Annotated in this window: 21 protein-coding genes; 17 read left to right on the top strand and 4 right to left on the bottom strand. The window is 40.7% G+C overall.

The window, feature by feature from the left end:
• The first annotated feature begins 239 nt into the window (after nt 1-239).
• From P9989_RS16085 to P9989_RS16035, 11 genes are all read left to right on the top strand, one after another.
• Complete coding sequence (locus P9989_RS16085) at nt 240-1,538, top strand: ABC transporter substrate-binding protein (RefSeq protein ID WP_283075882.1); 1,299 nt, start codon at nt 240-242, stop codon at nt 1,536-1,538.
• A 183-nt stretch (nt 1,539-1,721) separates the two neighbouring features.
• A complete protein-coding gene (locus P9989_RS16080) occupies nt 1,722-2,582 on the top strand; it encodes a carbohydrate ABC transporter permease (protein WP_283075881.1) in 861 nt (286 codons plus the stop codon).
• Entirely contained in the window at nt 2,582-3,406 is an 825-nt protein-coding gene (locus tag P9989_RS16075) for a carbohydrate ABC transporter permease (RefSeq protein ID WP_283075880.1), read from the top strand. Before P9989_RS16080 ends, P9989_RS16075 begins: the two co-directional genes overlap by 1 nt.
• A 35-nt stretch (nt 3,407-3,441) precedes the next feature.
• The gene (locus P9989_RS16070) at nt 3,442-4,479 is read left to right on the top strand and encodes a LacI family DNA-binding transcriptional regulator (protein ID WP_283075879.1); all 1,038 of its coding nucleotides are present in this window, start codon (nt 3,442-3,444) and stop codon (nt 4,477-4,479) included.
• 62 nt (nt 4,480-4,541) lie between these two features.
• Nucleotides 4,542-5,261 carry a ThuA domain-containing protein gene (locus P9989_RS16065; RefSeq protein ID WP_283075878.1) on the top strand — a complete coding sequence of 240 codons (720 nt, stop codon included), beginning with the start codon at nt 4,542-4,544 and terminating at the stop codon, nt 5,259-5,261.
• Nucleotides 5,262-5,273: 12 nt separating this feature from the next.
• Nucleotides 5,274-6,305, top strand: a complete 1,032-nt coding sequence (locus tag P9989_RS16060; protein WP_283075877.1) for a Gfo/Idh/MocA family protein — start codon at nt 5,274-5,276, stop codon at nt 6,303-6,305.
• Between the two features lie 6 nt (nt 6,306-6,311).
• Complete coding sequence (locus P9989_RS16055) at nt 6,312-7,352, top strand: Gfo/Idh/MocA family protein (RefSeq protein WP_283075876.1); 1,041 nt, start codon at nt 6,312-6,314, stop codon at nt 7,350-7,352.
• Between the two features lie 22 nt (nt 7,353-7,374).
• The gene (locus P9989_RS16050) at nt 7,375-8,343 is read left to right on the top strand and encodes a sugar phosphate isomerase/epimerase family protein (RefSeq protein WP_283075875.1); all 969 of its coding nucleotides are present in this window, start codon (nt 7,375-7,377) and stop codon (nt 8,341-8,343) included.
• Between the two features lie 39 nt (nt 8,344-8,382).
• Complete coding sequence (locus P9989_RS16045; RefSeq protein ID WP_283075874.1) at nt 8,383-9,072, top strand: YesL family protein; 690 nt, start codon at nt 8,383-8,385, stop codon at nt 9,070-9,072.
• A 273-nt stretch (nt 9,073-9,345) separates the two neighbouring features.
• The gene (locus tag P9989_RS16040; protein ID WP_283075873.1) at nt 9,346-11,733 is read left to right on the top strand and encodes an immune inhibitor A domain-containing protein; all 2,388 of its coding nucleotides are present in this window, start codon (nt 9,346-9,348) and stop codon (nt 11,731-11,733) included.
• A 382-nt stretch (nt 11,734-12,115) separates the two neighbouring features.
• A complete protein-coding gene (locus P9989_RS16035) occupies nt 12,116-12,964 on the top strand; it encodes a hypothetical protein (RefSeq protein WP_283075872.1) in 849 nt (282 codons plus the stop codon).
• A gap of 202 nt (nt 12,965-13,166) precedes the next feature.
• Here the strand turns inward: P9989_RS16035 and P9989_RS16030 are convergent, their stop codons facing one another.
• Together P9989_RS16030 and P9989_RS16025 are read right to left on the bottom strand one after the other, a co-directional pair.
• Nucleotides 13,167-13,301, bottom strand: a complete 135-nt coding sequence (locus P9989_RS16030; protein WP_283075871.1) for a hypothetical protein — start codon at nt 13,299-13,301, stop codon at nt 13,167-13,169.
• A gap of 1 nt (nt 13,302) precedes the next feature.
• Nucleotides 13,303-14,382 (bottom strand): tetratricopeptide repeat protein, encoded by a 1,080-nt coding sequence (locus P9989_RS16025; protein ID WP_283075870.1) that lies wholly within the window; start codon nt 14,380-14,382, stop codon nt 13,303-13,305.
• A gap of 272 nt (nt 14,383-14,654) precedes the next feature.
• On the opposite strand from P9989_RS16025, the gene P9989_RS16020 reads away from it, so the two are divergent.
• Nucleotides 14,655-14,852 carry a hypothetical protein gene (locus tag P9989_RS16020; RefSeq protein ID WP_283075869.1) on the top strand — a complete coding sequence of 66 codons (198 nt, stop codon included), beginning with the start codon at nt 14,655-14,657 and terminating at the stop codon, nt 14,850-14,852.
• Between the two features lie 65 nt (nt 14,853-14,917).
• On the opposite strand, the gene P9989_RS16015 is transcribed toward P9989_RS16020, so the two are convergent.
• The gene (locus P9989_RS16015; RefSeq protein ID WP_283075868.1) at nt 14,918-17,569 is read right to left on the bottom strand and encodes an MMPL family transporter; all 2,652 of its coding nucleotides are present in this window, start codon (nt 17,567-17,569) and stop codon (nt 14,918-14,920) included.
• A complete protein-coding gene (locus tag P9989_RS16010) occupies nt 17,569-18,018 on the bottom strand; it encodes a MarR family winged helix-turn-helix transcriptional regulator (RefSeq protein WP_283075867.1) in 450 nt (149 codons plus the stop codon). Before P9989_RS16010 ends, P9989_RS16015 begins: the two co-directional genes overlap by 1 nt.
• Nucleotides 18,019-18,255: 237 nt before the next feature.
• Here P9989_RS16010 and P9989_RS16005 point away from each other — a divergent pair, with 237 nt between their 5' ends.
• The 5 genes from P9989_RS16005 (at nt 18,256) to P9989_RS15985 (ending at nt 22,956) form a co-directional block, all read left to right on the top strand.
• Nucleotides 18,256-18,528 (top strand): AbrB/MazE/SpoVT family DNA-binding domain-containing protein, encoded by a 273-nt coding sequence (locus P9989_RS16005; RefSeq protein ID WP_283075866.1) that lies wholly within the window; start codon nt 18,256-18,258, stop codon nt 18,526-18,528.
• A gap of 367 nt (nt 18,529-18,895) precedes the next feature.
• Nucleotides 18,896-20,386 (top strand): peptide MFS transporter, encoded by a 1,491-nt coding sequence (locus P9989_RS16000; RefSeq protein ID WP_283075865.1) that lies wholly within the window; start codon nt 18,896-18,898, stop codon nt 20,384-20,386.
• A 215-nt stretch (nt 20,387-20,601) separates the two neighbouring features.
• On the top strand, nt 20,602-21,528 hold the full coding sequence (locus tag P9989_RS15995; RefSeq protein ID WP_283075864.1) for an LCP family glycopolymer transferase: 927 nt from the start codon (nt 20,602-20,604) through the stop codon (nt 21,526-21,528).
• A gap of 60 nt (nt 21,529-21,588) precedes the next feature.
• The gene (locus tag P9989_RS15990) at nt 21,589-21,999 is read left to right on the top strand and encodes a VOC family protein (protein WP_283075863.1); all 411 of its coding nucleotides are present in this window, start codon (nt 21,589-21,591) and stop codon (nt 21,997-21,999) included.
• A 75-nt stretch (nt 22,000-22,074) separates the two neighbouring features.
• Nucleotides 22,075-22,956, top strand: a complete 882-nt coding sequence (locus P9989_RS15985; RefSeq protein WP_283075862.1) for an NAD(P)-dependent oxidoreductase — start codon at nt 22,075-22,077, stop codon at nt 22,954-22,956.
• Nucleotides 22,957-23,040 lie beyond the last annotated feature (84 nt).

The raw sequence follows: 23,040 nt of genomic DNA, 5'->3' as shown, positions 1-23,040 counted from the left end.
TGTTGCCATATCGGACAACCCGTGATATGATTTGTTTAATGAATTTGTGCAAACGTATTCACTCAATGTATCTGATATTATTAACGTATTATTATTACTTTCCATTTTACATATGGAAACGCTTTACAATTCAAAGTGCAAACGTATGCGCTTTGGAAGCGATCGAACCATTATTTTTTTAGGTGGATATGGAAGCGCATTCATTCATTAGTAAAAAACCAATCTAGGGAGTGGGTTACATGAAGGGGAAAAAGTTTTACACGGGAATTGCTTCCGCGTTGCTGGCATCGAGTATTGCATTAACAGGGTGCTCATTTTCATCAGGAGATGAGAGTGCTAGTGAATCTTCTGAGGATGCAGTAACTGTAGATGTATTTCAGTTTAAAGTTGAGTTTAAAGAGCAATTTGAAGAGCTTGTCTCTATGTATGAAGAAGAAAACCCTGATGTAAACATCAATGTTAAAACAGTAGGGGGCGGAAATGACTACGGTGCTGCCCTGAAAACATCTTTCTCTTCTGGTGAAGAGCCAGACATTTTCAATATTGGCGGACCAACTGATGTGCAGCAATACGAAAAGTATTTAGCTGACCTGTCAGATACAAAAGCTGCAGAAGCTGCCCTTGATGGCACGCTTACAAGTGTTAAAAAAGATGGCAAGATTCTAGGACTTCCGTATAATCAGGAAGGATATGGCTTGCTTTACAATAAGAAGGTCTTTGAAGAAGCAGGAATTAATCCAGATGAAATTAAGACAATGGACGATCTTGAGGCCGCTGTCAAAAAACTGGATAGTAATAAAAAAGAACTCGGTATCAAGGCACCATTCGCCTTCCCGGCTAAAGAGAAGTGGGTAATTGGGAACCACCTTGCCAATGCTTATATAGCTGAAGAATTTAATCATAGTGTGATGGATGCTTATGAAGCAGATACAATTAAATTCGAAATGGCTGACCAAATGAAACGGTTCTTAGATCTGCAGAATAACTACTCTATTCAGCCAACACTGAGTCTTGATTACTCTCAGCAAGTCGAAGAATACTTCTCGCTTGGTAAAGTAGCCATGATTCAACAAGGAAATTGGGTGTATAACACGATTGCTTCAATGGATGAAGAATTCGCGCAGAACAATGTAGGCCTTCTTCCGATTCCTGTAGAAGGTTATGAAGGAATTCCAGTAGGCGTACCGAACTACTGGGTAGTCAATAAAGAATCAGAAGATGAAGTAGTACAAGCTAGTAAAGATTTTCTTGATTGGATGTACACTTCTGAAACAGGTAAGAAGTTTGTAACTGAGAAATTTAAGTTCATCCCTGCCTACAAAGGGTATGAAGATCTTGAAATTGCGGATCCAATCTCTCAAGAAATCTATGAATATGTAAAAGCAGAAAAAACGTTAGGCTGGGTATTCTTAGGAGCGCCAATAGGCTGGACTGAGGATGCGTTTGGAGTTGCGGTACAAGAATATATCGCTGGCAATATCACATGGGAAGAAGTCCTTGAGCAATCCAGAAAAGCATGGGAAGAATCCCGTAAGTAGAAGTGTTAACAGCTGACAAATGCATCGGTTGATGTGTTTGTCAGCCACAATAAAGTATCTCCTCTATTAGAACAGCTATGATTCTAATAGACGAGATGTTTTATTTTATAAGCTGCTGAAATCGATATCATATCCATATGCATCAACTTCAGTAACAAGAGTATAAGCATTGGAGGGCGTAACATGCACAATCGCAATATATGGTTCTGGCTCTTTCTTACCCCGGTGATCTTAGGGTTGGGGTTAGTCGTTGTCGTTCCATTCATCTACGGATTCATTTTTTCCTTCACAGACTGGAACGGGATTACCGCTACGAAATTTGTCGGACTACAACACTATATCAATCTATTTCAAGAAGATGAATTCATGGCATCGATTTGGTTTACAGTAAAATTTGCCATCATTACAGTGATTATTTTGAATATTATGGGGCTTGGACTGGCTCTGCTTGTAACCCGTAATATTAAAACGAACAACTTGCTGCGAACAGTCTTTTTCATGCCGAACTTAATCGGCGGGCTGATTCTCGGGTTCATCTGGCAGTTTATTTTTGTCAGTGTCTTTAATGATATCGGGATGTTGATCGGTATGGAATCCTTGCAGGGCTGGCTCTCGACGACCCGCACCGGGTTCTGGGGACTCGTGATCCTCACGGCCTGGCAGATGGCCGGATACATTATGATCATTTATATTGCCTATTTAGAAAACATTCCGAAAGACTTGATCGAAGCGGCCAAAATTGATGGCGCCAACAGCTTCCAACGTTTTAAAAGCATTACGTTTCCATTGGTGGCTCCAGCCTTTACGGTCAGTATGTTCTTGACCCTGTCGATGGCGTTTAAAATTTATGACCAGAACTTATCGTTGACGAACGGGGGACCGTTTAATTCGACACAAATGGTGGCGATGGAAATTGTCCGGACGGCCTTCTCGGATCAGCAAATGGCGTTTGCCCAAGCGAAAGCGGTTATCTTCTTCTTAATTGTAGCCGTCATTGCGCTGACACAGGTGTATTACAACAAGAAACGGGAGGTTGAGATGTAATGAAGAAAAATACCGAAAAGCGAAATTTACTCTCAATCGAGGTCCTTGGCGTCATTCTCGGGCTGATCTGGATCGCCCCGTTTTACCTAATGATCGTGAATGCGTTTAAAACGAAAAGAGAAATTTTCAGCGGAGTGCTGGGACTTCCAGAATCATTAAATTTTGATAACTTTGTCCAGGCCTTCATTGATTTGGAATTCCTGAAATCATTATTTAACTCGGTGTTGATCACGGGATTAAGTATTGTCGTCATCATCTTGTTTTCTTCGATGGCCGGCTATGCGTTAGCTCGGAACAAAAGTAAGCTAAGCGGTGTGCTGTTCCTGATCTTCGTGGCCGCCATGTTGATCCCATTCCAATCGGTGATGATCCCGCTCGTATCCATTTTTGGACAGGTGAACATGTTGAACGCTGCGGGCTTAATTTTCATGTACCTCGGATTTGGCTGTAGTCTATCTATCTTTCTTTATCATGGAGCGATGACCGGCGTATCGAAAACGATGGATGAAGCGGCGATTATTGATGGAGCCAACCGGTTTCAACTGTTCTGGTATATCATCTTCCCGTTGTTAAAACCGATTTCGGTGACAGTCGGAATTTTAAATACGATCTGGATCTGGAATGACTACCTGTTGCCGTCCCTGGTGCTCAATGAAGCGAATGCCACGATTCCTTTGAAAATGTTCTTCTTCTTCGGGCAATATACGAAACAGTGGCACCTAGCGCTGGCGGGACTGACGATCGCGATTATCCCTGTGATTATCGGATATTTCTTCGCCCAGAAGCAAATTATTAAAGGAGTTTCTGAAGGGGCTGTCAAATAAGAACTTTAGAATACTTATTAGGAGAGTAGATGAACGTGTCGGTCACCATAAAAGATGTTGCAAAACAAGCAAATGTAGCTCCCTCCACGGTCTCACGTGTTATCTCAAACAGCCCGAGAATTAGTGAAAAAACGAAACGGAAAGTCCGTAAAGTGATGGATGAAATGGGATATCATCTGAATTTGAATGCCCGTGTTCTCGTTAGACAATCCACCCAAACTATCGGGATCGTGATGAAGAACTCCGCGAGTCACTCGTTTGAAAATCCCTTTTTCTCAGAGTTACTGCGGGGGATTAGCCAAGCTTGTCATGAACACGATTATAGTATCAACCTGACAACAGGTGAATCAGAAGAAGAGATTTTTAACGATGTTGTAAAAATGGTTCAAGGAAAGCGAGTGGACGGTGTAATTGTTCTTTACTCCAAAAAGGATGACAAAGTGGTTCCTTATTTAATGGAACACGACTTCCCGTTTGTAATGGTTGGAAAAGCAGTCATTGACTCATCCAATGTGATGTATGTCGATAACGATAATGTTCAGGCCTGTCGAGATGCAACCAATTATTTAATTAACCGTGGCCATGACAATGTTGCTCTTCTCGGTGGAGGTTCCCATTTTGAAGTAGACAAAGCACGACTGGAAGGTTTCAAATATGCCATGAACGAACATAAGTTGAACCTGCCGGATGGTTATATAACAAATATTGATACTGGGAATAGCAAGGAGATGCAGGTGATCCATGAATTAATGGACCTGCCGGAACCGCCTACAGCCTTAGTGGTCACAGACGATATTAATGCGTTAAAGGTAATGGCAGTTTTACAAGATCGAAACATTAAGATGCCGGAAGACGTCAGCATCATAAGTTTTAACAATACAATGCTTGCTAAATTGTCGAATCCCCCGCTGACGACAGTGGACACGAACTCTTATCAGCTTGGTTATGAATCCAGTAATAGTTTGATTCAATTACTAGATGAGCCTGGCATGTTAAAACGCAGTGTTATTGTACCTACCACAATTGTGGAAAGGCACTCGTGCAGCAGAAAAATGACACATAACATGGAATAACCATTATTCTGTTAACAAAAATAGAAAACCTAGCACTACATGATGAAAAAGGAGTCAATACAATGAACATTACAGTATGGAACGAATATCGCCACGAAAAGGAAAATCAAGTGGTCACAGACATTTATCCGGAAGGAATTCACTCTACAATTGCCACATTCCTTGAAGAGGACGGACATGTACTAAAAACGGCTATCCTTGATGAAGAAGAACATGGCTTGACAGAGGAAGTACTTGAAAATACAGATGTGCTCGTATGGTGGGGGCATAAAGCGCATGATGAAGTGAAAGATGAAATTGCTGAGAAAGTGAAACAACGTGTCTTAGACGGAATGGGACTAGTTGTACTGCACTCTGCTCATTTTTCAAAAGTATTCAAAAAGCTGATGGGTACTTCGTGTGATCTGAAATGGCGTGAAGCTGATGACCGGGAGCGTATGTGGGTAGTAGATCCAACACATCCGATCACAGAGGGCCTTGGGGAGTATATAGAAATTGAGAAAGAGGAAATGTACGGAGAACACTTCGATATTCCGACACCTGAAGAACTTATATTTGTCAGCTGGTTTGAAGGCGGCGAAGTATTCCGAAGCGGTGCAACATTTAAACGCGGCCGGGGTAAAATTTTCTACTTCCGTCCTGGACATGAAACGTACCCAACATACTATAATAAAGAGGTCCAGCAAGTGATTCGCAACGGTGTGAAGTGGGCGGACAATGGGGGAACACCGAAGAATGTCTACGGGAACTCTCAGCCATTAGAAAACATTTCTGAAAAGTAGGAGGAGATTGAGTTGGCTAATTTGAAAGTAGCAGTTATTGGGTGTGGAAGTATTGCACAAAATCGCCATTTGATGGAATATGAAGCGAATGAACAAGTAGACATTACAGCCGTTTGTGACATTGTCGAAGAGCGTGCCATGGTTACAGCAGAAGCTTTTGGTGCGCGTTCCTATACTGATTATGAAGAACTTTTGGCTAAAGAGAACGTAGATGCCGTAAGTGTGTGTCTGCCAAACTATTTACATGCTCCCGTTTCCATTGCTGCATTGAACGCAGGAGCTCATGTCCTCTGTGAAAAGCCGATGGCGACGTCTTCTGAAGAAGCTGAAGAAATGATTGAAGCAGCTGAGCGTAACGGCAAAAAATTGATGATTGGCCACAACCAACGCTTTGTAGCTTCTCATCAAAAGGCTCGCCAGTTGATTGAATCAGGGGAGATTGGAAAAGTGTACAGCTTCCGTACTACATTTGGACACGGAGGACCTGAAGGCTGGAGTGCTGACGGAGCTGACAGCTGGTTCTTTAAAAAAGACCAAGCGTTTATTGGAGCTATGGGCGACCTTGGTGTACATAAAGCGGATTTGCTGCGCTACTTATTAGGTGAAGAATTCGTTGATGTAGCAGGTTTTATCGAAAATAACGCGAAAGAAGGAATTTCCGTTGACGATAATGCCGTTTGTATTCTGCGTTCTGAATCTGGAGTTGTCGGTACCCTTACAGCGAGCTGGGCTTATAAGCCTGAAGAAGACAACTCTACAATTATATATGGTGAAAAAGCTACCTTGCGTTTAGAGGATGATCCCCAGTATTCGCTTATTGCTCAATATGCAACCGGAGAAGTTGTAAAGTATGAGCTTGGCCAAATTCAATCTAATGATGAAGGCGGGCAGACGAATACTAATGTGATTGATCACTTTGTGGAAAGTATTATTGATAACAAAATACCTCTGATTGATGGTTATGAAGGAAAACGTTCGCTTGAAATTATTTTAGGTGCACTGCAATCGGGGGAGACACGTAAAATTTCAAAGTTAGAGAAGTGATTTTGAATGAATAAATTGAAGATGGGAATCATCGGTGTTGGCGGAATCGCCCAACAACGGCATATACCTGCATTTGCCGGTATGGAAGAAAGAGTAGAGCTGACAGCGGTTCAAGATGTAAACAACGAGCGCGCTAAATCAGTGGCGGAAATGTTCGATATTCCACATGTTTTTGAAAATTATCAACAACTATTTGAAGTAGTGGATGCGGTGACAATTTGTACTCCAAATAAATTTCATTCAGAAATTGCCGTGGCCGCATTAAATGCCGGCGTTCACGTTCTGTGTGAAAAGCCAATGGCGATCACCACGGAAGAGTGTGAAGCTATGATTGAGGCGGCGCGGAAAAATGATCGACTGCTTTCAATTGCCTATCATTATCGCTATATGCCTGAAGCTAAATTAGCGAAGGAAGCCATATTTAATGGGGAAATAGGAGATCCGCTTGTTACCCGCGTGCAGGCGATGCGTCGGCGTAAAGTGCCAGGCTGGGGTGTATTTACCAATAAAGACTTGCAAGGAGGCGGCAGCTTGATCGACTTTGGCTGCCACTTGCTCGACCTGGCTTTATGGCTGCTTGACGATCCGAAGCCTGTGGAGGTTATTGGGAAAACCTATAATAGGTTAAGCAAAGCGCCTGGTCAGGTTAATGACTGGGGTGCTTTCGACCATAAAACATTTAATGTGGATGATCATGTTACGAGTTACATCATATTTGAAGATGGGATGTCCATGCAGTTTGAATGTTCGTGGGCTGCAAACATCAAGGAGGATCAAACGTCCTTGAGTATTTCAGGAGCAGAGGGAGGAATGGATGTCTATCCATTTGAACTCTATCAGACGAAATATGGAACAGTATGGAATACCTGGGCCAAATTACCTGAAGAAAGTTTGAGTCCAGGATTTTTACAAGCAGATAATTTTGTCGAAAGCTGTCTAGGGGATTCCGAACAGATCGTCAAGCCAGAACAGGCTTTGCGGGTAACACAGTTAATAGAAGCCATCTATAAAAGTAGTGAAACAGGTACAAGTATTAAACTAGTCTAAAATTAGGTGGGAGGAGATTAGTATGAAATTGGGCGTATTTACAGTCCTTTTTGCTGATAAGTCTTTTGAGGATATGCTTGATCATGTGAAGGATGCTGGCCTAAAAGCAGTTGAAATCGGAACAGGCGGTTATCCAGGTACAGCTCATTGTAACGTGGATGAACTGCTTGAGAGCGAAGAGAAACAAGCCGAATTCCTGGATAAGGTTCACTCTCGCGGCTTGACGATCAGTGCATTTAGCTGTCACGGCAATCCGATTTCTCCAGATGAAAAATTTGCACAGGAATCCCACGAGGCTTTTGTAAAAACAGTTAAATTAGCGAGTCAGCTCGATGTACCGGTCGTTAATACGTTTTCAGGCACTCCGGGTGGATCGGAAGCAGACACGTCACCGAACTGGCCTGTCACTCCATGGCCGGCAGAGTATTCAGATGTATTGGAATGGCAATGGAATGAGAAGCTGGTTCCGTATTGGAAGGAACAGGGGAAGCTCGCCGAAGAACACGGTATTAAGGTAGGGTTAGAACTGCATGCAGGATTTCTTGTCCATACTCCATACACGATGTTAAAACTGCGCGAAGCTACTAGTGACGCCATAGGAGCAAACCTCGATCCAAGTCATTTGTGGTGGCAGGGTATCGATCCTGTAGCAGCCATTAAAATCTTAGGAAATGCTGGAGCTATCCATCACTTCCATGCGAAGGATACGTATATTGATCAGGACAATGTAAATATGTATGGCTTAACCGACATGCAGCCATATTCTGAAGTGAAAACACGTGCCTGGAGTTTCCGTTCAGTTGGCTATGGACACGGCATCCAGGAATGGTCTAACATTGTTAGTGCACTTCGTACTTATGGATATGATCATGTGATCAGCATTGAGCATGAAGACCCTATCATGTCAATCAGTGAAGGTTTTAATCAAGCCGTGAAAAACTTAAAAGCAGTAAATATTGAAGAGCCTCCAGCTGATATGTGGTGGGCCTAGTTTAAATATGCCTTAAGAAACAGGAAGGGGGAGTCGAAAGTGAAGAATAGTTCAGGATTAGCGGGAGGTTTTTTCGCTATTAGTGAGTGGATTATGCGATTCTCCTTATCAAATTTATTATGGGCTCTGTTTAATCTGCCAATTGGGCTCCTCCTTCTCAGCTTATTATACTTAGAAAACACTTCAGGGACATTTTATCTTGCTGTCCCGCTTGTCGTTCTGCTTCCGATCTTATTTTTCCCGGCGACGACCGCCTTGTTTGCAAAAGCACGCGAATGGGTTAGAAAAGAGGAAGATGTGGGGACAACTCAATCCTTCTTGAGCCACTATAAAAATAATTATATGACCAGTTTGCAGAGCGGATTGGTGTTCATTATTTTGTGGGGGGTTCTGGCTGCTGATATTTATTACTTTTCAAGCCGGAATGGACTGCTGATGAATCTGTTTTTGGTTCTTGGCATTTTGTTATTAGTATGGACTTTAAACTTTTTCTCTGTCATGGTCCATTATGATATGAAACTAAAGGCATTATTAAAGCATTCTTTCTTTATTACGATAGGAAGCCCGCTGTTGTTTATTGCTGTGGCAGTTAGTGCGGGCATCAGTCTTTATATCAGTCTTTACATGTTTCAAGTCATTATTCCAATCTTTACGGGTTCGCTCGTTTCCTTTTTAGCATTCTCCGCGTACTATAGATTACATTTGAAACTATCAAACCAAACAAGTTAAATGAGAACCTGTCAGTCTGAACCCATCATTCAACTGACAGGTTTTTTCTTACCAAATTTAGTAACCAAAAACTACCACCTCAGGTCATCCATTTTATGGATGACCTGAGGTGGTGACTTTTACCCATTTTCCCCTTTAAAGCTTTAAATTATGATGTGGGTAATTTTAATTATTTGTAAATTTCTACTATTAAAACGATTGATTATTCTGAATAAATTGCTATATTTGTAGATAGTGATTTATTATCATATATTTTGGAAAGGAGAAATAATTTTGAAAAAGAATAGTAAGATTGTTACCTCAGCCTTGGCTCTTACCCTGGCATTAGCCCCATTTAGTTCCAGTGTATTAGCTGATTCAGGCACAGTTCAGTCCGATGTACATAAGGCACATGCTCATGAAAAGGGAGGTGCACCTTTTGATTTAGCGATCGCTAACGATGAACGGTTAATAGAGATGTTAAAGGAAAGCGGGAAGATCTCGAAAAATGCCACACCAGAAGAGGCAAAACGAGCCCTGAATAAATACTTAGATGCAAAATCAGAAGCTGCCGCTAATAAGGCCAAAAAAGAAGATAAAGGCAAGATGGATAAAGAGAAGGCAGAAAACCGTGCTAAGTTAACTGACAACGCTAAAAACAATAGCATGACAAACGGTAAAGGGAACAAGTTGGGGCAAGCCAAGAAAAATAGAGTAACCACCGTTGACGAAGAAGCATGGAACGGTGAAACACGTACTGATAATGTACTTGTTTTACTGATTGAATACCCAAACAAACCCCATAATTCGATGTCAGCTAGTGAAACAGATATGTATTATGAAGGTGAAAATGCCTATTCGAAAGAGCATTATGAAGATATGCTGTTTGGTGATGGTGGCTGGGTCGGTCCAGACGGCAAAACCTATGTATCTATGAAACAATACTATGAAAAGCAGTCTGGCGGTAGTTATTCTGTTGAAGGAACTGTAGCCGGTTGGTATGAAGCTGACCACCCAGCTGCTTATTATGGTGCAAATGATCCGGCGCCAGACGGAAGTGACATCAACGCCCGCGGTCTGGTAAAAGAAGCGCTTAACGCTGCTGCAAACGACTCTGACGTAAATTTAAGTAACTTCGATGAATGGGATCGTTATGATTTAGATGGTGACGGAAACTATATGGAATCAGATGGGTTGGTTGACCATCTTATGGTTATTCACTCTGGTGTCGGCGAGGAAGCTGGCGGAGGCTCATTAGGTTCCGATGCGATTTGGTCCCACCGTTGGAATCTTGCACAACCTACTGCTATTAAGGGAACAGAAGCAACTGTAGATTATTGGGGTGGCCAAATGGCTGCATTCGATTACACGATTGAACCAGAAGATGGAGCTGTGGGTGTTATGGCTCACGAATTCGGACATGATCTAGGTCTTCCGGATGAATACGATACGCAGTATTCTGGAGCTGGTGAACCAGTAGCCTACTGGTCTATTATGGCAAGTGGCAGCTGGGCAGGCGATATTCCCGGAACGATGCCAACAGGTTTCAGTCCTTATGCGAAAGAGATGCTTCAAGGAACGGCAGGCGGAAACTGGCTGACTGGTACAGAAATCAGTGTAGATGATGTTTCACAACAGCCTGTTGAAGTTTTAATCGACGAAGCAGTGACAAAAGGGACCAATAATGATGCCGTGAAAGTCACTTTGCCGGATAAGAAGACAGTCATTAATGAACCTGTCAGCGGGCAATACGAATACTTCAGCGGAAGTGACAATAGTTTAACGAACACAATGACAAAGACGGTTGACCTCACAAATGCTTCTAGTGCAGAGCTGACCTTTCAAGCATGGTATGATATTGAAACGAATTGGGATTATGCTTATGTGACAGTCAATGGTGAACCAATCGAAGGTGCGATCACAACAGATGAGAATCCGCACGGAAACAATCTGGGTAATGGGATAACAGGTAGTTCAGATGGATGGAAGGAAGTAAGTTTTGATCTCTCTGCTTACGCAGGGCAAAAAGTTGAAGTCGGCTTTAAGTATAAAACAGATGCAGCGGCTATTTTACCAGGATTCTATGCCGATGATATTAGCATCAAAGCTGATGGAGAAGAAATTGTTTTTGACGATGCAGAAAGCGAAAGTAATTTTGAGCTAAATGGATTTACGAAGTCAAATGGAATCAAAATGTCCGAGCATTATTATTTGCTAGAGTGGCGCAGTCATAACGGTGTCGATCGCGGGCTTGCTAACCTGCGTCGTGGAGGCAGCCTAATGGAATATGATCCAGGTTTGGTTGTGTGGTATATAGATAACAAGTACACGGAAAACTGGACAGGTTTCCATCCAGGCGAAGGCTTCCTTGGTGTAGTCGATGCAGACCAGAAAGCAATCTACTGGAGTGACGGGACAGTAGCTTCTACTCGTTACCAGGTGCATGATGCAGCTTTCACTTTAGAAAAGAAAGATAAAATGTTCATTGATTATAGTGAACTACTTGGAAGAACTATGAAAGATTATCACACGAAGCGCACGCCATTATTTGATGACAGTGAGAACTACTTGAATGAGGGACTAGTCGATGCGGGGCGTAATGTTCCTGAGTATGGCTTAAATTTCCGCGTTGCAGGTCAAAGTAAAGATGGTACTGTCGGAAAAGTGCTTATTTATAAGTAAGCAAATATCGTAAAAAAATGCCTTAATAAAGGCTAGTAAATAGTTAATAGATAAGGAAAAAGAGCTGATCCCCTGTAGCTTCAGGGGATCAGTTTTTTTCAAAATCTAAGATTAAACTTTAGTCTCTAATTACTGTACAAGTTGAAACAAATAGCTGGAAGAATTGTATGTAAGCACATAAACTATAAGTAATTTGGAAATAACCCCCACCTCAGGTCATCCAATTATTGGATGACCTGAGGTGGGGGTTATTGGAAAAGCCTTTTTATTTGGAGAATAGCTCGACTAATACTAAAGAAACCGCACCTAAGGCAGTACCATAATCGCCGAGCATGGATAGTGTAATCGGCGTTTCTTTGGCTTCTTTAGTTAGAGATCTCCGTTGGCGAATGTAGCGTACCCTAAATGCTTGTTATATAAGGAGAATGAAGGGTATGCAGGTCGTCTGGACCATCCCGCACGGCAAGATCATAGGATTATACCGGTCGATCTGGCAGGGGAGCAATGGTATTTTCAATATTCACCATATGTGTATTACAAGGAGCATTCTATTGTCTTCTCAAGTGCCCATCGGCCGATGCAAGTATCGTCGGGTGGATTTAGCAGATTGCTCGACTTTGTCGATCAATTTCCCCACTATTTTATTGGATCAAATGCGGACCTTCCAATTGTGGGCGGCTCCATTTTGAGTCACGATCATTTTCAAGGGGGTCATCATGAATTTCCAATGGCAAGAGCTGAATATGATGAGGAATTCAAAATTGATCGATTTCCTGATATTCAAATGGGCATCATCAGGTGGCCCATGTCTGTTATTCGAATCCAAGGGAAAGATAAGGCTAACTTAGCAGCAGCAACTGATTACATTCTAGGAAAGTGGCAAGTTTATAATGATGCTGATGCAGACATCTTTTCTAGAACTAATGGAGAGTCTCATCAAACGATCACACCAATAGCTAGAAAAGTTAACGGCGAATTTCAAATGGATCTCGTTCTAAGGAATAACCGCACAAATGAAGAACATCCAACGGGTATTTTTCATCCACACGAGTACGTCCATCATATAAAAAAAGAGAACGTTGGATTGATTGAAGTTATGGGGCTTGCGGTATTGCCTGGTCGACTCGTGGAGGAAATGGAGAAACTCTTAGAATATATGGTGGCTCATTCACTGGATTCAGCTTTAGGAATGAAAAAACAGCTAAACACGTGGAGTGGGCAAAAGAAATAAGGAAAAAGCATCCCGTTATCACTGAAGATAATGGGAAAGAGATCCTTAAGCATGAGGTCGGATTAAGATTTTCCGAAGTGCTGGAACATGCAGGTGTGTTCAAACGGACTAAACAAGGGAAGAAAGCTTTTAGAGATTTTATTCATAGTTTGTAAAATGGTAATCAAAAAGGAGCAGCCATGATGGCTGCTCCTTTTTTTGGTTAGCTGAGTTCTACAGTTGAACCGGGGATCACTCCTCTATGAGCTTCCTCGATTGTTTGGGTGTTTGCAAATCCACTTAATACACTAGCTACTAAAGCGGCTGCAAATGCTGTTACTATCAACTTTTTCTTCATTTTAACACCTCCCATAGCGTAAGTTCTTTGCTTGTAAAGAAATATTGAAATATTTGCTAGCTAACTCGAATTCATCCCTATCATAATAATAGGAAGCAATTTCGTCCGAGAAATCTTCTATTGTGATCCATTTATTATTCTTTTGTAAAAATGATATGGCACAATTTAAAGACCTTTCCTCAGCGTTTTTTGCAAGATAGAGTTCTTTAAGTATGGTATATAAATGGAAGTGAATTAAATCATTGGCTTCTTTACTATGTACCAAGCCTCTTTCACACAATTCTTTACCCTTTTTTCGGTTACTAATCTTAAGGAGTTCTTTTGTTAATAAGAAATAAGCCATTGATAAATCAGGATGTGAATCTTCTCTTTCTAAGGATTTTTCTATATATCTGAGAGAAGTTTTAGGTAAGTTTTTCTTAGAATACAAATGTGCCAAATTATGATAAATAGAGGTTTCAAATTCTATATCATTTCCCTTATGACTCAACGATAAGTGAAAAAACTCTTCCGCGAGATCATAATTTTTTAAATCGATATAATTTAACCCTTGGATTAATTCACAATGAGCGATCTTAGACGAATGAAAACAAGAATCATCTTTATAAATCCTTATTGCCTGTTCTAAGCAAAGCATAGATTCAATGGCACCTTCCATAAAATAATGCAAAGTTGCTTTTCTGTAATAAAAATCAGCTGTTTCAAGAGGATCTTTATTGTGATAAAGATATTTCTCTGCTTGGGTGTACCATTTCAAAGCTTTTGGATAATTTTTCTTATTTACCTCATATAAAGCTGAAACATATGCGTACATATAGTGAAGACCTTCATTAAATTTATAACTTTGGTTTCTCGCTAGCAATAGTTTTGTGTAGGCTGCTTGAATATCTCCATATTGTATATGGTACCGGGCTATTAGTATATATTTTGCACACAAATCTGAATTATTTTCAGGTAGAGATGAGTCAGGAAATTCTCTTTCTAATTCGGCTAACAATTGAGTACTTTCTTCCTGATTATAGTTTCTTAACGCAATGGTAAGTTCGCTAAACAAATCGACCGTATGTACTTGAGCAACCATGTAAATCTCCTTCTATTATTTTCCTGTAGTATATCGTACTTCCTTTTAATTACCAAGGGAAATTATGCCTATTTTCTAAAAATTCATATAGGAACGAAAAGTGAATAAATTATAAATTCCTATGATAGAAAGCTGGAAAAGTAATGAATCAGCCGTAGTTTTCTATGAAGTTATTGCAAGAAAGCGTAGAAGTATTCAAGAATATTAATTCGACACCAGCTAGGCAAAAGTGTATAGTTCTCGGTAAATAATAAGGAGGAAAGTTAGTCAATATGGATCATTTTGAGAGCTTGAATCGAAGTGTCAGAGATCTATTGGATCACCACCTGAAGATGTGTTGGAAATGTAAAGAGATGGTTGAGGAACATGATATTGTAGCCGTAACCGATGGGCGGACTTCGTGGGTTGAGTACTGCCAGGATTGCTTACGTTTTCATCGGGAGCATAAGAAGTTCTATACAGGGGCGTGAATCTTTTAGGAATAAAAATGGGACCCATCTGTTATAGAGAGGCCCCATGTTAATAGTAATCTGTTCTATTTATTGTTGCGTTTAAATGGCCACCATACTCCATTACCAAAGGAAACGGTAATAGATGGAATCAGTAATGGCAAAATAATCAAGCCATACAGGAGAAGACCAGTAATTACGATGGTAGCGATTTGTATTAAGCTTAGTACCCCTGACGGCATCATGGCTCCGAAAGTACCCGCCAGAATAATGGCTGCAGTAATGACAACCGTTCCCATTTTAGCCATAGAGGTCATCATAGCTTCTTTAACATCTATTTTTGCTTCTTCATTGAAACGATCGAGCAGGAAGATGGAGTAATCCACCCCAAGTGCAACGAGCATAACAAAGCCGAAAAATGGCACGGCCCAACTGATTCCGTCATAGTTTAATAGATTGACGAAAATCAATTCTGCAATGGAAACAGACGTGTAGTAAGTGAGCAAAAGAGATCCAATCATGTAAAGCGGCATGATCATGGAACGGAATAATATTGTAAGTACAATGAATAACCCGCTTAAGATAATGATCATCGTCCTTGTGAAATCATTTTTGGATATCTCTGATAGATCATCATTTGTAGCAGGAATCCCGCTGTACGCTATGGTCATATCTTCTAATGGTGTGCCTATGACTTGGTTCTGTACTGTTCCTTTGATGGCTTCAGTAGTATCAATAGCTTCTTTAGAGTAAGGATCGTTCTTTAAAACGACCTCCAGTATAATTCCTTTCTGATTACCAAAAGAATAACGATCGATAGATGGCTGAAATCCCTTGTTACCAAGGGTGCCTTCAGGAACAAATACCCCTGTTTTGCTCGCCGAGTTTGATTCTCCCATTGCCTTCGTAATTTCTTCAGCATCTTTAAGGCCTGACTCGATATCATTAAGGCCATCGATAGAAGCGCTGACTCCATTTGATAATTCTGTCAGTCCGTCTTTTAATCTGCTCACTTGACTTGTCTGGCCTTGTAAACTGGAAGAAGCACTGGCAAGTGATTGCTGGATTTGCCCAAGCTGCTGTTGGACTTCGGTCAATTGTGTTGAGGCGGCAGCCACATTTCCTGATTGTTGAAGACCTTGATTAATTGCGGTAAGCTGTTGGTTTATTTGATTGAGTGCGTTAGCAGCTTCGCCTAGGCCACTTGTATTAGTTGTTGTGCCAGATGGAAGCTGACTTGATATGTTATTCAAGCCTGCTTCAATCTCGGTTAGACCAGCTTTGGTTTTATTGATTCCTTCACGAGCGGAAGTTAGACCGTCGGACACTTTTTGCAGTTGATGATCAATATATAATTCTTCAAGAACTTCTCCCGTAGGTCTTGTGATCGTTCGAATGGAATCGACATTTTCATTTTTAGCTATCTCCGAACCCAATTCCTCCACGTAAGGAATAATCTGTCTTGTAACTATATCATTTTCAGACTTAATGACGATTTTTAAGGGGAGAGATTCGCCCTTGCCAAAGCCTTCCTCGATTGCTTTTAACCCTTTTACCGAACCATAATCATCACCAATTTCATCCACTGTATTAAATGACAATTGGCCGTTATAAGTTAGTAAAAATGGAACAGTAATGATAGCGACAATCACCAGGGACCAAATTGGTCTATGGACAGAGAAGCGGCTGAGTTGGGTCCACAACTTACTGTCCTTGTGTGAAGCCGATTTCTTAGAGGGCCAAAACAACTTATCTTTTAGGACAGCCATAAAAAATGGAATAAGCGTGAATAGCACAACCATTAAAACAGCGATCCCCACTGCTACACCGACAGCTGATTTGAAAATAGTAAATTCAGCAAAACCGATGGCAACAAAACCAATAAAAACAGCAATACCGCTTATTAATAAAGTACGGCCAGCGGTCTTATACGTATTCACAATCGCGGTTTCTGTAGTGTGTCCATTCGTAAGTTCTTCCTTGTAGCGACTTAACAGTAAGATACAGTAATCTGTTCCGATTCCGAATAGGACGGCAACTAAGAATATTTGCGTGTAGTTTGAAACCGGGAAACTAAACCACTCGATAAGAAATGAAACAATTGATTGGCTAAGTAAATAAGTAATCCCAACGGCAACGAGAGGGATGAATGGTGTAATGATAGAGCGGAAAACCGCAAGCAACAGTACAAAGATCAGAACGACTGTAATGATTTCAGTTCGCTCCAGCCCTTCTTGACTGCTCTCATTCACATCCTGATTAATGATCGCTTCTCCAGTAATATAAACGGTTAGATCCTCGGGAAGAATATTGGACTGAATGTGTGAAGCCAACTCGTTGATTTCTTCATCTGTCCCATCAACTGTGATTGGAACGAGGACCGTTTTCTCATCCTGTGAAACGAGCTGATCCGTTGCTTCCTTATTTTCATAAGGTGCAGCCACATTAGTAATTGAGCCATCTAATTTATTTAACTGGTCGACTACGGAAGTAATCGTTTCTTTAACTTGTTGATCAGCAGGCTCATCAAGACTGAATACAAGTGATATCGTTTCAGCGTCTGCCCCGGCTTTTTCTAAAATTTTTGCTGCCTTTTGAGAATCTGTGCCTTCGGGAAGTTGTAAGTTCCCGGCTTCTTCAGCTTGTTGAGTTAAATTGGGTGACACAATAAATAAGCCTGCCGTTAACAGGATCATGAGAGTAACAATGACCCATTTAAACTTTAATATCGTCCTCATTATTGATCGTCCTCTACTTTTAGAATAGCTTTTACTTTCTTGAATATGCGAATGAATTCATCGATTTCGGACTCTTTAAGTTCACCAGCCAGTAATTCTTCTATGTGGCTGGAAATGAGCTCGTTAGACTGTCGGATGATAGATTTTCCTTTGTCGGTCAAGGTCAGTGTTTTGCCCCGCTGGTCTTTTTCAGACTCCACTACATCTATTAATCCGTTATGGCTCAACTTTTTCAGCCTGTTAGAAACCGCACTTTTATGGACCCCTTGTAATTCTGCAAGTCTCCCTGGTGATGCTTTTTCCAACTTGAATAAAATTTGAAGCATATGAATTTGTTCTGGTGAATACAGCTCATAGATTTCGTGGTCAATTGATTTTATTATTCTCTCCGTACCGAAGATCATGACTTCTTTAAAGAGATCTACAGCTTTATCTAAGCGATCATTCATTATAAAAACCTCCAGGTGAAAATAGTTTATACCCTAAACAACATATATAGTTTAACCCCTGAACTACATTTATGCAAATGATGTGGTAAATGTCATCGCAGCTCGCTGTCAGAGCTTGATTATTAGTATTTCTAATAGTTCATCCTGATTCGATATTGTGTTAGACTAGTTGAAAACTGAATAATATCCTAGCTTTACTAGGAATGAAGAATATAATGTGATTAGGGGTTGAATAGAATGAAGAGCACAGGCGTTGTACGAAAAGTTGATGAACTTGGAAGAATTGTCATTCCAAAAGAGCTGCGTCGAACATTACAAGTAGAGGAGAAGACTCCGCTTGAAATATTTGTTGAAGATGACAAAATTATTTTGAAGAAATACAAGGCTAACAAAGAATGTGTTATAACTGGAGAAGTTAGCGAAGATAACCGTGAATTTTATAACGGTCTTGTTCTGAGCCAGAAAGGTATAGAACTATTAAAAGATGAGTTGGAAAAGATTACAAAGTAATACAATATAGTGTCAATGATCTAAAACCGTTCTTTTACAGGAACGGTTTTTTTAATGGAGTTCTGGAAATTAACATATGACTTCGGACCTCTAGAAAAGGAGTCTTTTGGTTTACATACAGGGTTTCTGAGATAGTTTTATTTTCTTGCACATAGGAGGATAGACCTTAAGTGAAAAATAATTCTCTTTAGTTTGAAAATAATCCCTATTTGGAATTTATTACAATCGATTGATTTTTACCTGCTAGTAGGAATATAATTTTACAATGCTAGAGGAATTTCGACAAATAATTTTCTGAAAATTCCTTTAAGTGGTAATGTTATGTTCACATGCATTACCTGCTTATACATCAAGGAGGTTAAAAATCGTGGCTCATTACAGCAAGGAGGAAATCGTAAACAGTGTTCCTCAAAAAGGGTTCTTTGGTCACCCTAAAGGATTGTTTACTTTATTCTTCACCGAATTCTGGGAACGTTTTTCCTATTATGGAATGCGCGCAATCCTATTATTCTATATGTATTATGAAGTATCAAAGGGCGGCCTCGGGTTAGATGAGGGAACCGCGGCTTCTATTATGGCTATTTACGGGGCACTCGTATATATGTCAGGAATAATCGGAGGTTGGATTGCTGATAGATTGCTAGGTGGGACATCCACTGTGTTTTATGGCGGTGTCCTCATTATGTTTGGACACATAGCTTTATCTTTGCCAGGCAGTTTAACGGCCTTTTTCATTTCAATGGCTCTGATCATTATAGGTACAGGTTTATTAAAACCAAACGTATCTAATGTGGTGGGAGATCTATATGCACCTGAGGATTATCGCCGAGATTCAGGTTTCAGCATTTTTTATATGGGGATTAACCTTGGAGCCTTCTTATCTCCTTTAATCGTAGGAACAGTTGGACAGGAGTTTAACTTTCATGCAGGATTTGCTATCGCTGCTGTTGGTATGTTCTTTGGATTACTTACCTTTATGGTGACGAAGAAAAAGTACCTTGGTTTAGCAGGGAAGAATGTTCCTAATCCATTAACGAAAGTGGAACGCGGCAAGACATACAAACGAGCAGGTATCGGTGCAGCCATTGTAATTGCCTTTTTTGCTATAACTATTCCGACCGGGATCATGACGATCAATCGCTTAACATATCTTGTCAGTTTTCTAGGTCTCTCTATTCCAACGGCTTATTTTATTATTATGTATCGAAATAAAAAAACAACGAAAAACGAAAAATCAAGATTGCTTGCCTACATTCCTTTGTTTGTCGCGTCAATGATGTTTTGGTCTATCCAGGAGCAAGGATCCATTATTTTAGCTCAGTATGCAGACCAGCGTGTAGACTTAAGCTTTAGTGGGCTGGGTATTCAATCTTCATGGTTCCAATCTTTAAATCCATTATTTATTATCTTCCTGGCTCCTGTATTTGCTTGGTTATGGATTCGCTTAAAAAGAAAACAGCCAAGCACACCACAGAAGTTTGCATTCGGTTTAATGTTTGCCGGAATTTCTTTCCTTGTCTTGGTTATTCCTGCGTTAACCAATGGGGATAATTTAGTCAATCCATTATGGCTTGTGCTCAGTTTCTTTATAGTTGTCATTGGGGAATTGCTATTATCTCCTGTGGGCTTGTCAGCCACAACTAAACTGGCGCCTGCAGCTTTTGCCTCACAAACAATGAGCCTATGGTTTCTTTCTAATGCAGCAGGACAAGCGATGAACGCTCAGCTTGTGAAACTTTACAATATTAACACTGAGATTGCTTACTTTGGTATTCTTGGAGGAGTTTCAATCTTATTAGGTGTTATCTTGTTTCTCTTCTCACCTAAGATTTCTAAGTTAATGAAGGGTGTTCTGTAACACCTTTTTTATAAAAAAGCTGCACCTTGTGAAGTGAGATCACATGGTGCAGCTTTTTCATATCTATCTATAAAACTTGGGTAGTAAAACATTTTATCTAAATTTTGCAAAATGCAAGGAAACGTGTAAAATAAATACTCAGAAATAATGTATAATAGTGTTGTAAAACAGAGAATATTCGGTATTGGTAGGGTTAAGGGCAAAGGGGTGTAGAAATGGCAACGCGAAAAGATAGACATAAAAAGAAAAAGAAGTGGTTATGGATTTCACTAGCGGTAGTCTTACTTATAGCGGCGGGCAGTGCTGCTTATTTATATTCCATCTATCATAATGTTAAAACAACGGTCGATAGTGAAATCCATAAAAAGGTTTCAGGCATTGATCATCAAGTTACCAAAAAGAAAGTGGAAGCGCAAAAGCCAATAAATGTTTTGCTACTCGGTGTAGATGAACGAGAACATGACACCGGACGTTCCGATACGATGATTGTGATGACACTAGACCCAGCCGATAACCGTATGCAGATGGTCAGTATTCCCAGAGATACCCGGACAAAAATTGTCGGAAAAGGAATCATGGATAAAATTAATCACGCCTATGCATTTGGCGGCAGCGATATGTCTGTCAACACAGTAGAAAATTTCCTGAATATAAGTCTGGATTACTATGTGCGAATGAATATGGAAGGCTTATCTCAGATGGTTGATCTAGTGGGCGGGATTACTGTGCAAAATGACTTTTCTTTTTCCCAGGGAGGTTACAGTTTTCCAGAAGGTCAAATTACGCTTGAAGGGAAAGAAGCCCTTGCATGGGTGCGTATGCGTTATGACGACCCTCAGGGAGATGCTGGGCGAAATGAACGGCAGCGCCAGGTAATTCAAGGTGTTATTGATAAAGGTTCATCGATTAATATTGTGAATAATATTGGTTCAATTATGGATGTCTTCGGGGAAAACGTGGCAACCAATATGAAGTTTGAGGATATGAGGAATCTAGCCATGAATTATCGGAGTGCCAGGAAGAACTTGACGACGTACCAGATGACTGGGCAGGGCACCAGAATCAACGATATTTACTATCTGCAAGTGCCGCAGTCTGAAGTGAAGAAGACACATGACATGATTAAGGAGTACAGTTCGTAGAGGGAAGGTTTGCCTTCCCTTTAATTATGATAAAATAAAGTAAAAAGGAGCGATAATTGAATGCAAAAACAAGCTAATCCTTACTTTACGTTTAACGGAAATGCAAAAGAGGCGCTGGACTTTTACAAAAGTGTTTTTGAAGGTGAAATAACAGATGTTCAAACATTTGGGGAGGCTGATTTTGATACACCTCCTGAAGCGGATGACAGAATTATGCATGCCCGTTTTACAAAAGACGGACTTTTCTTTATGGTTTCCGATACGTTTCCGGGAAGCACTTCTGAAGCAGGTAACCTGATCTCCTTAGCGTTAGAGCTAGATCATGAAGATGAAATCAATACAGTTTATAACCGTTTGAGTGAAGGCGGTACAGTGCATATGGAGCTTCAGGATACATTCTGGGGGGCGACGTTTGCCAAGGTAAAGGACCGTTTTGGGGTGACCTGGGATTTAAATTACCAGAAGTCTTAAATAACAAGTGGACAGGCAGGACTCAGAAGAAGAGTCTTGCCTTTTTATTACATAAAAGCAAAGGGAGGATTGGAAATGAAAGAATTGAAGAATGCTAGAATCGGCTGGATCGGTACAGGGGTTATGGGGAAAAGTATGGTAAACCGCTTGCTGGATGAGGGTTATCAAGTAAATGTATATACTCGGACACCTTCGAAGGCGGAAGAGTTGATTGAGAAAGGTGCCCACTGGCAGGATAATGTTAGAAGTTTGACTATGGAATCAGACATTATATTTACAATGGTCGGCTATCCGTCAGATGTAGAAGGGGTTTATTATGGAGAGAACGGGATCCTTGAACACGCTGCTGCAGGGACCTATTTGATTGATTTGACGACATCCTCTCCGGACCTTGCGAAGAAAATTAATCAAACAGCTGGGGAACGCGGTTCACTTGCTTTGGACGCCCCGGTGTCGGGTGGTGATGTTGGAGCGAAGCAAGGAACACTTTCGATTATGGTCGGAGGGGAAGAGAAGGCACTGGAATACATTCAGCCTATTCTGAACATATTAGGAGATCAAATCGTGTTGCAAGGGCCTGCAGGGGCTGGCCAATTTACAAAAATGTGCAATCAGATAGCTATTGCTTCAAATATGATGGGTGTATCCGAAGCATTGATCTATGCTGAGGCTGCGGGACTTGATCCATCCACTGTACTTGAGAGTATTAGCGGGGGCGCTGCAGGAAGTTGGTCATTAAGTAACCTCACTCCTCGGGTCATCAAAGGTGATTTGGAGCCAGGATTTTACATTAAGCATTTTATTAAAGATATGAAAATCGCAATTGAATCCGCAGAAAAAATGGAAATCGACCTCCCTGGATTAAAACTCGCCAAACAATTGTATGATCGAATTTCAGCGGACGGCTACGCCAACAGCGGAACCCAAGCTCTTTATCAATATTACAGAACAAAATAATGGATTAATCTTCCACCTCAGGTCATCCAAATATTGGATGACCTGAGGTGGTTATATTTGTAAATGTATGGGTTTTATTGTTTT

The sequence above is a fragment of the Halobacillus naozhouensis genome, assembly GCF_029714185.1.
GTDB lineage: Bacteria > Bacillota > Bacilli > Bacillales > Halobacillaceae > Halobacillus_A > Halobacillus_A naozhouensis.
This window is presented reverse-complemented; position numbering and strand designations above follow the sequence as displayed.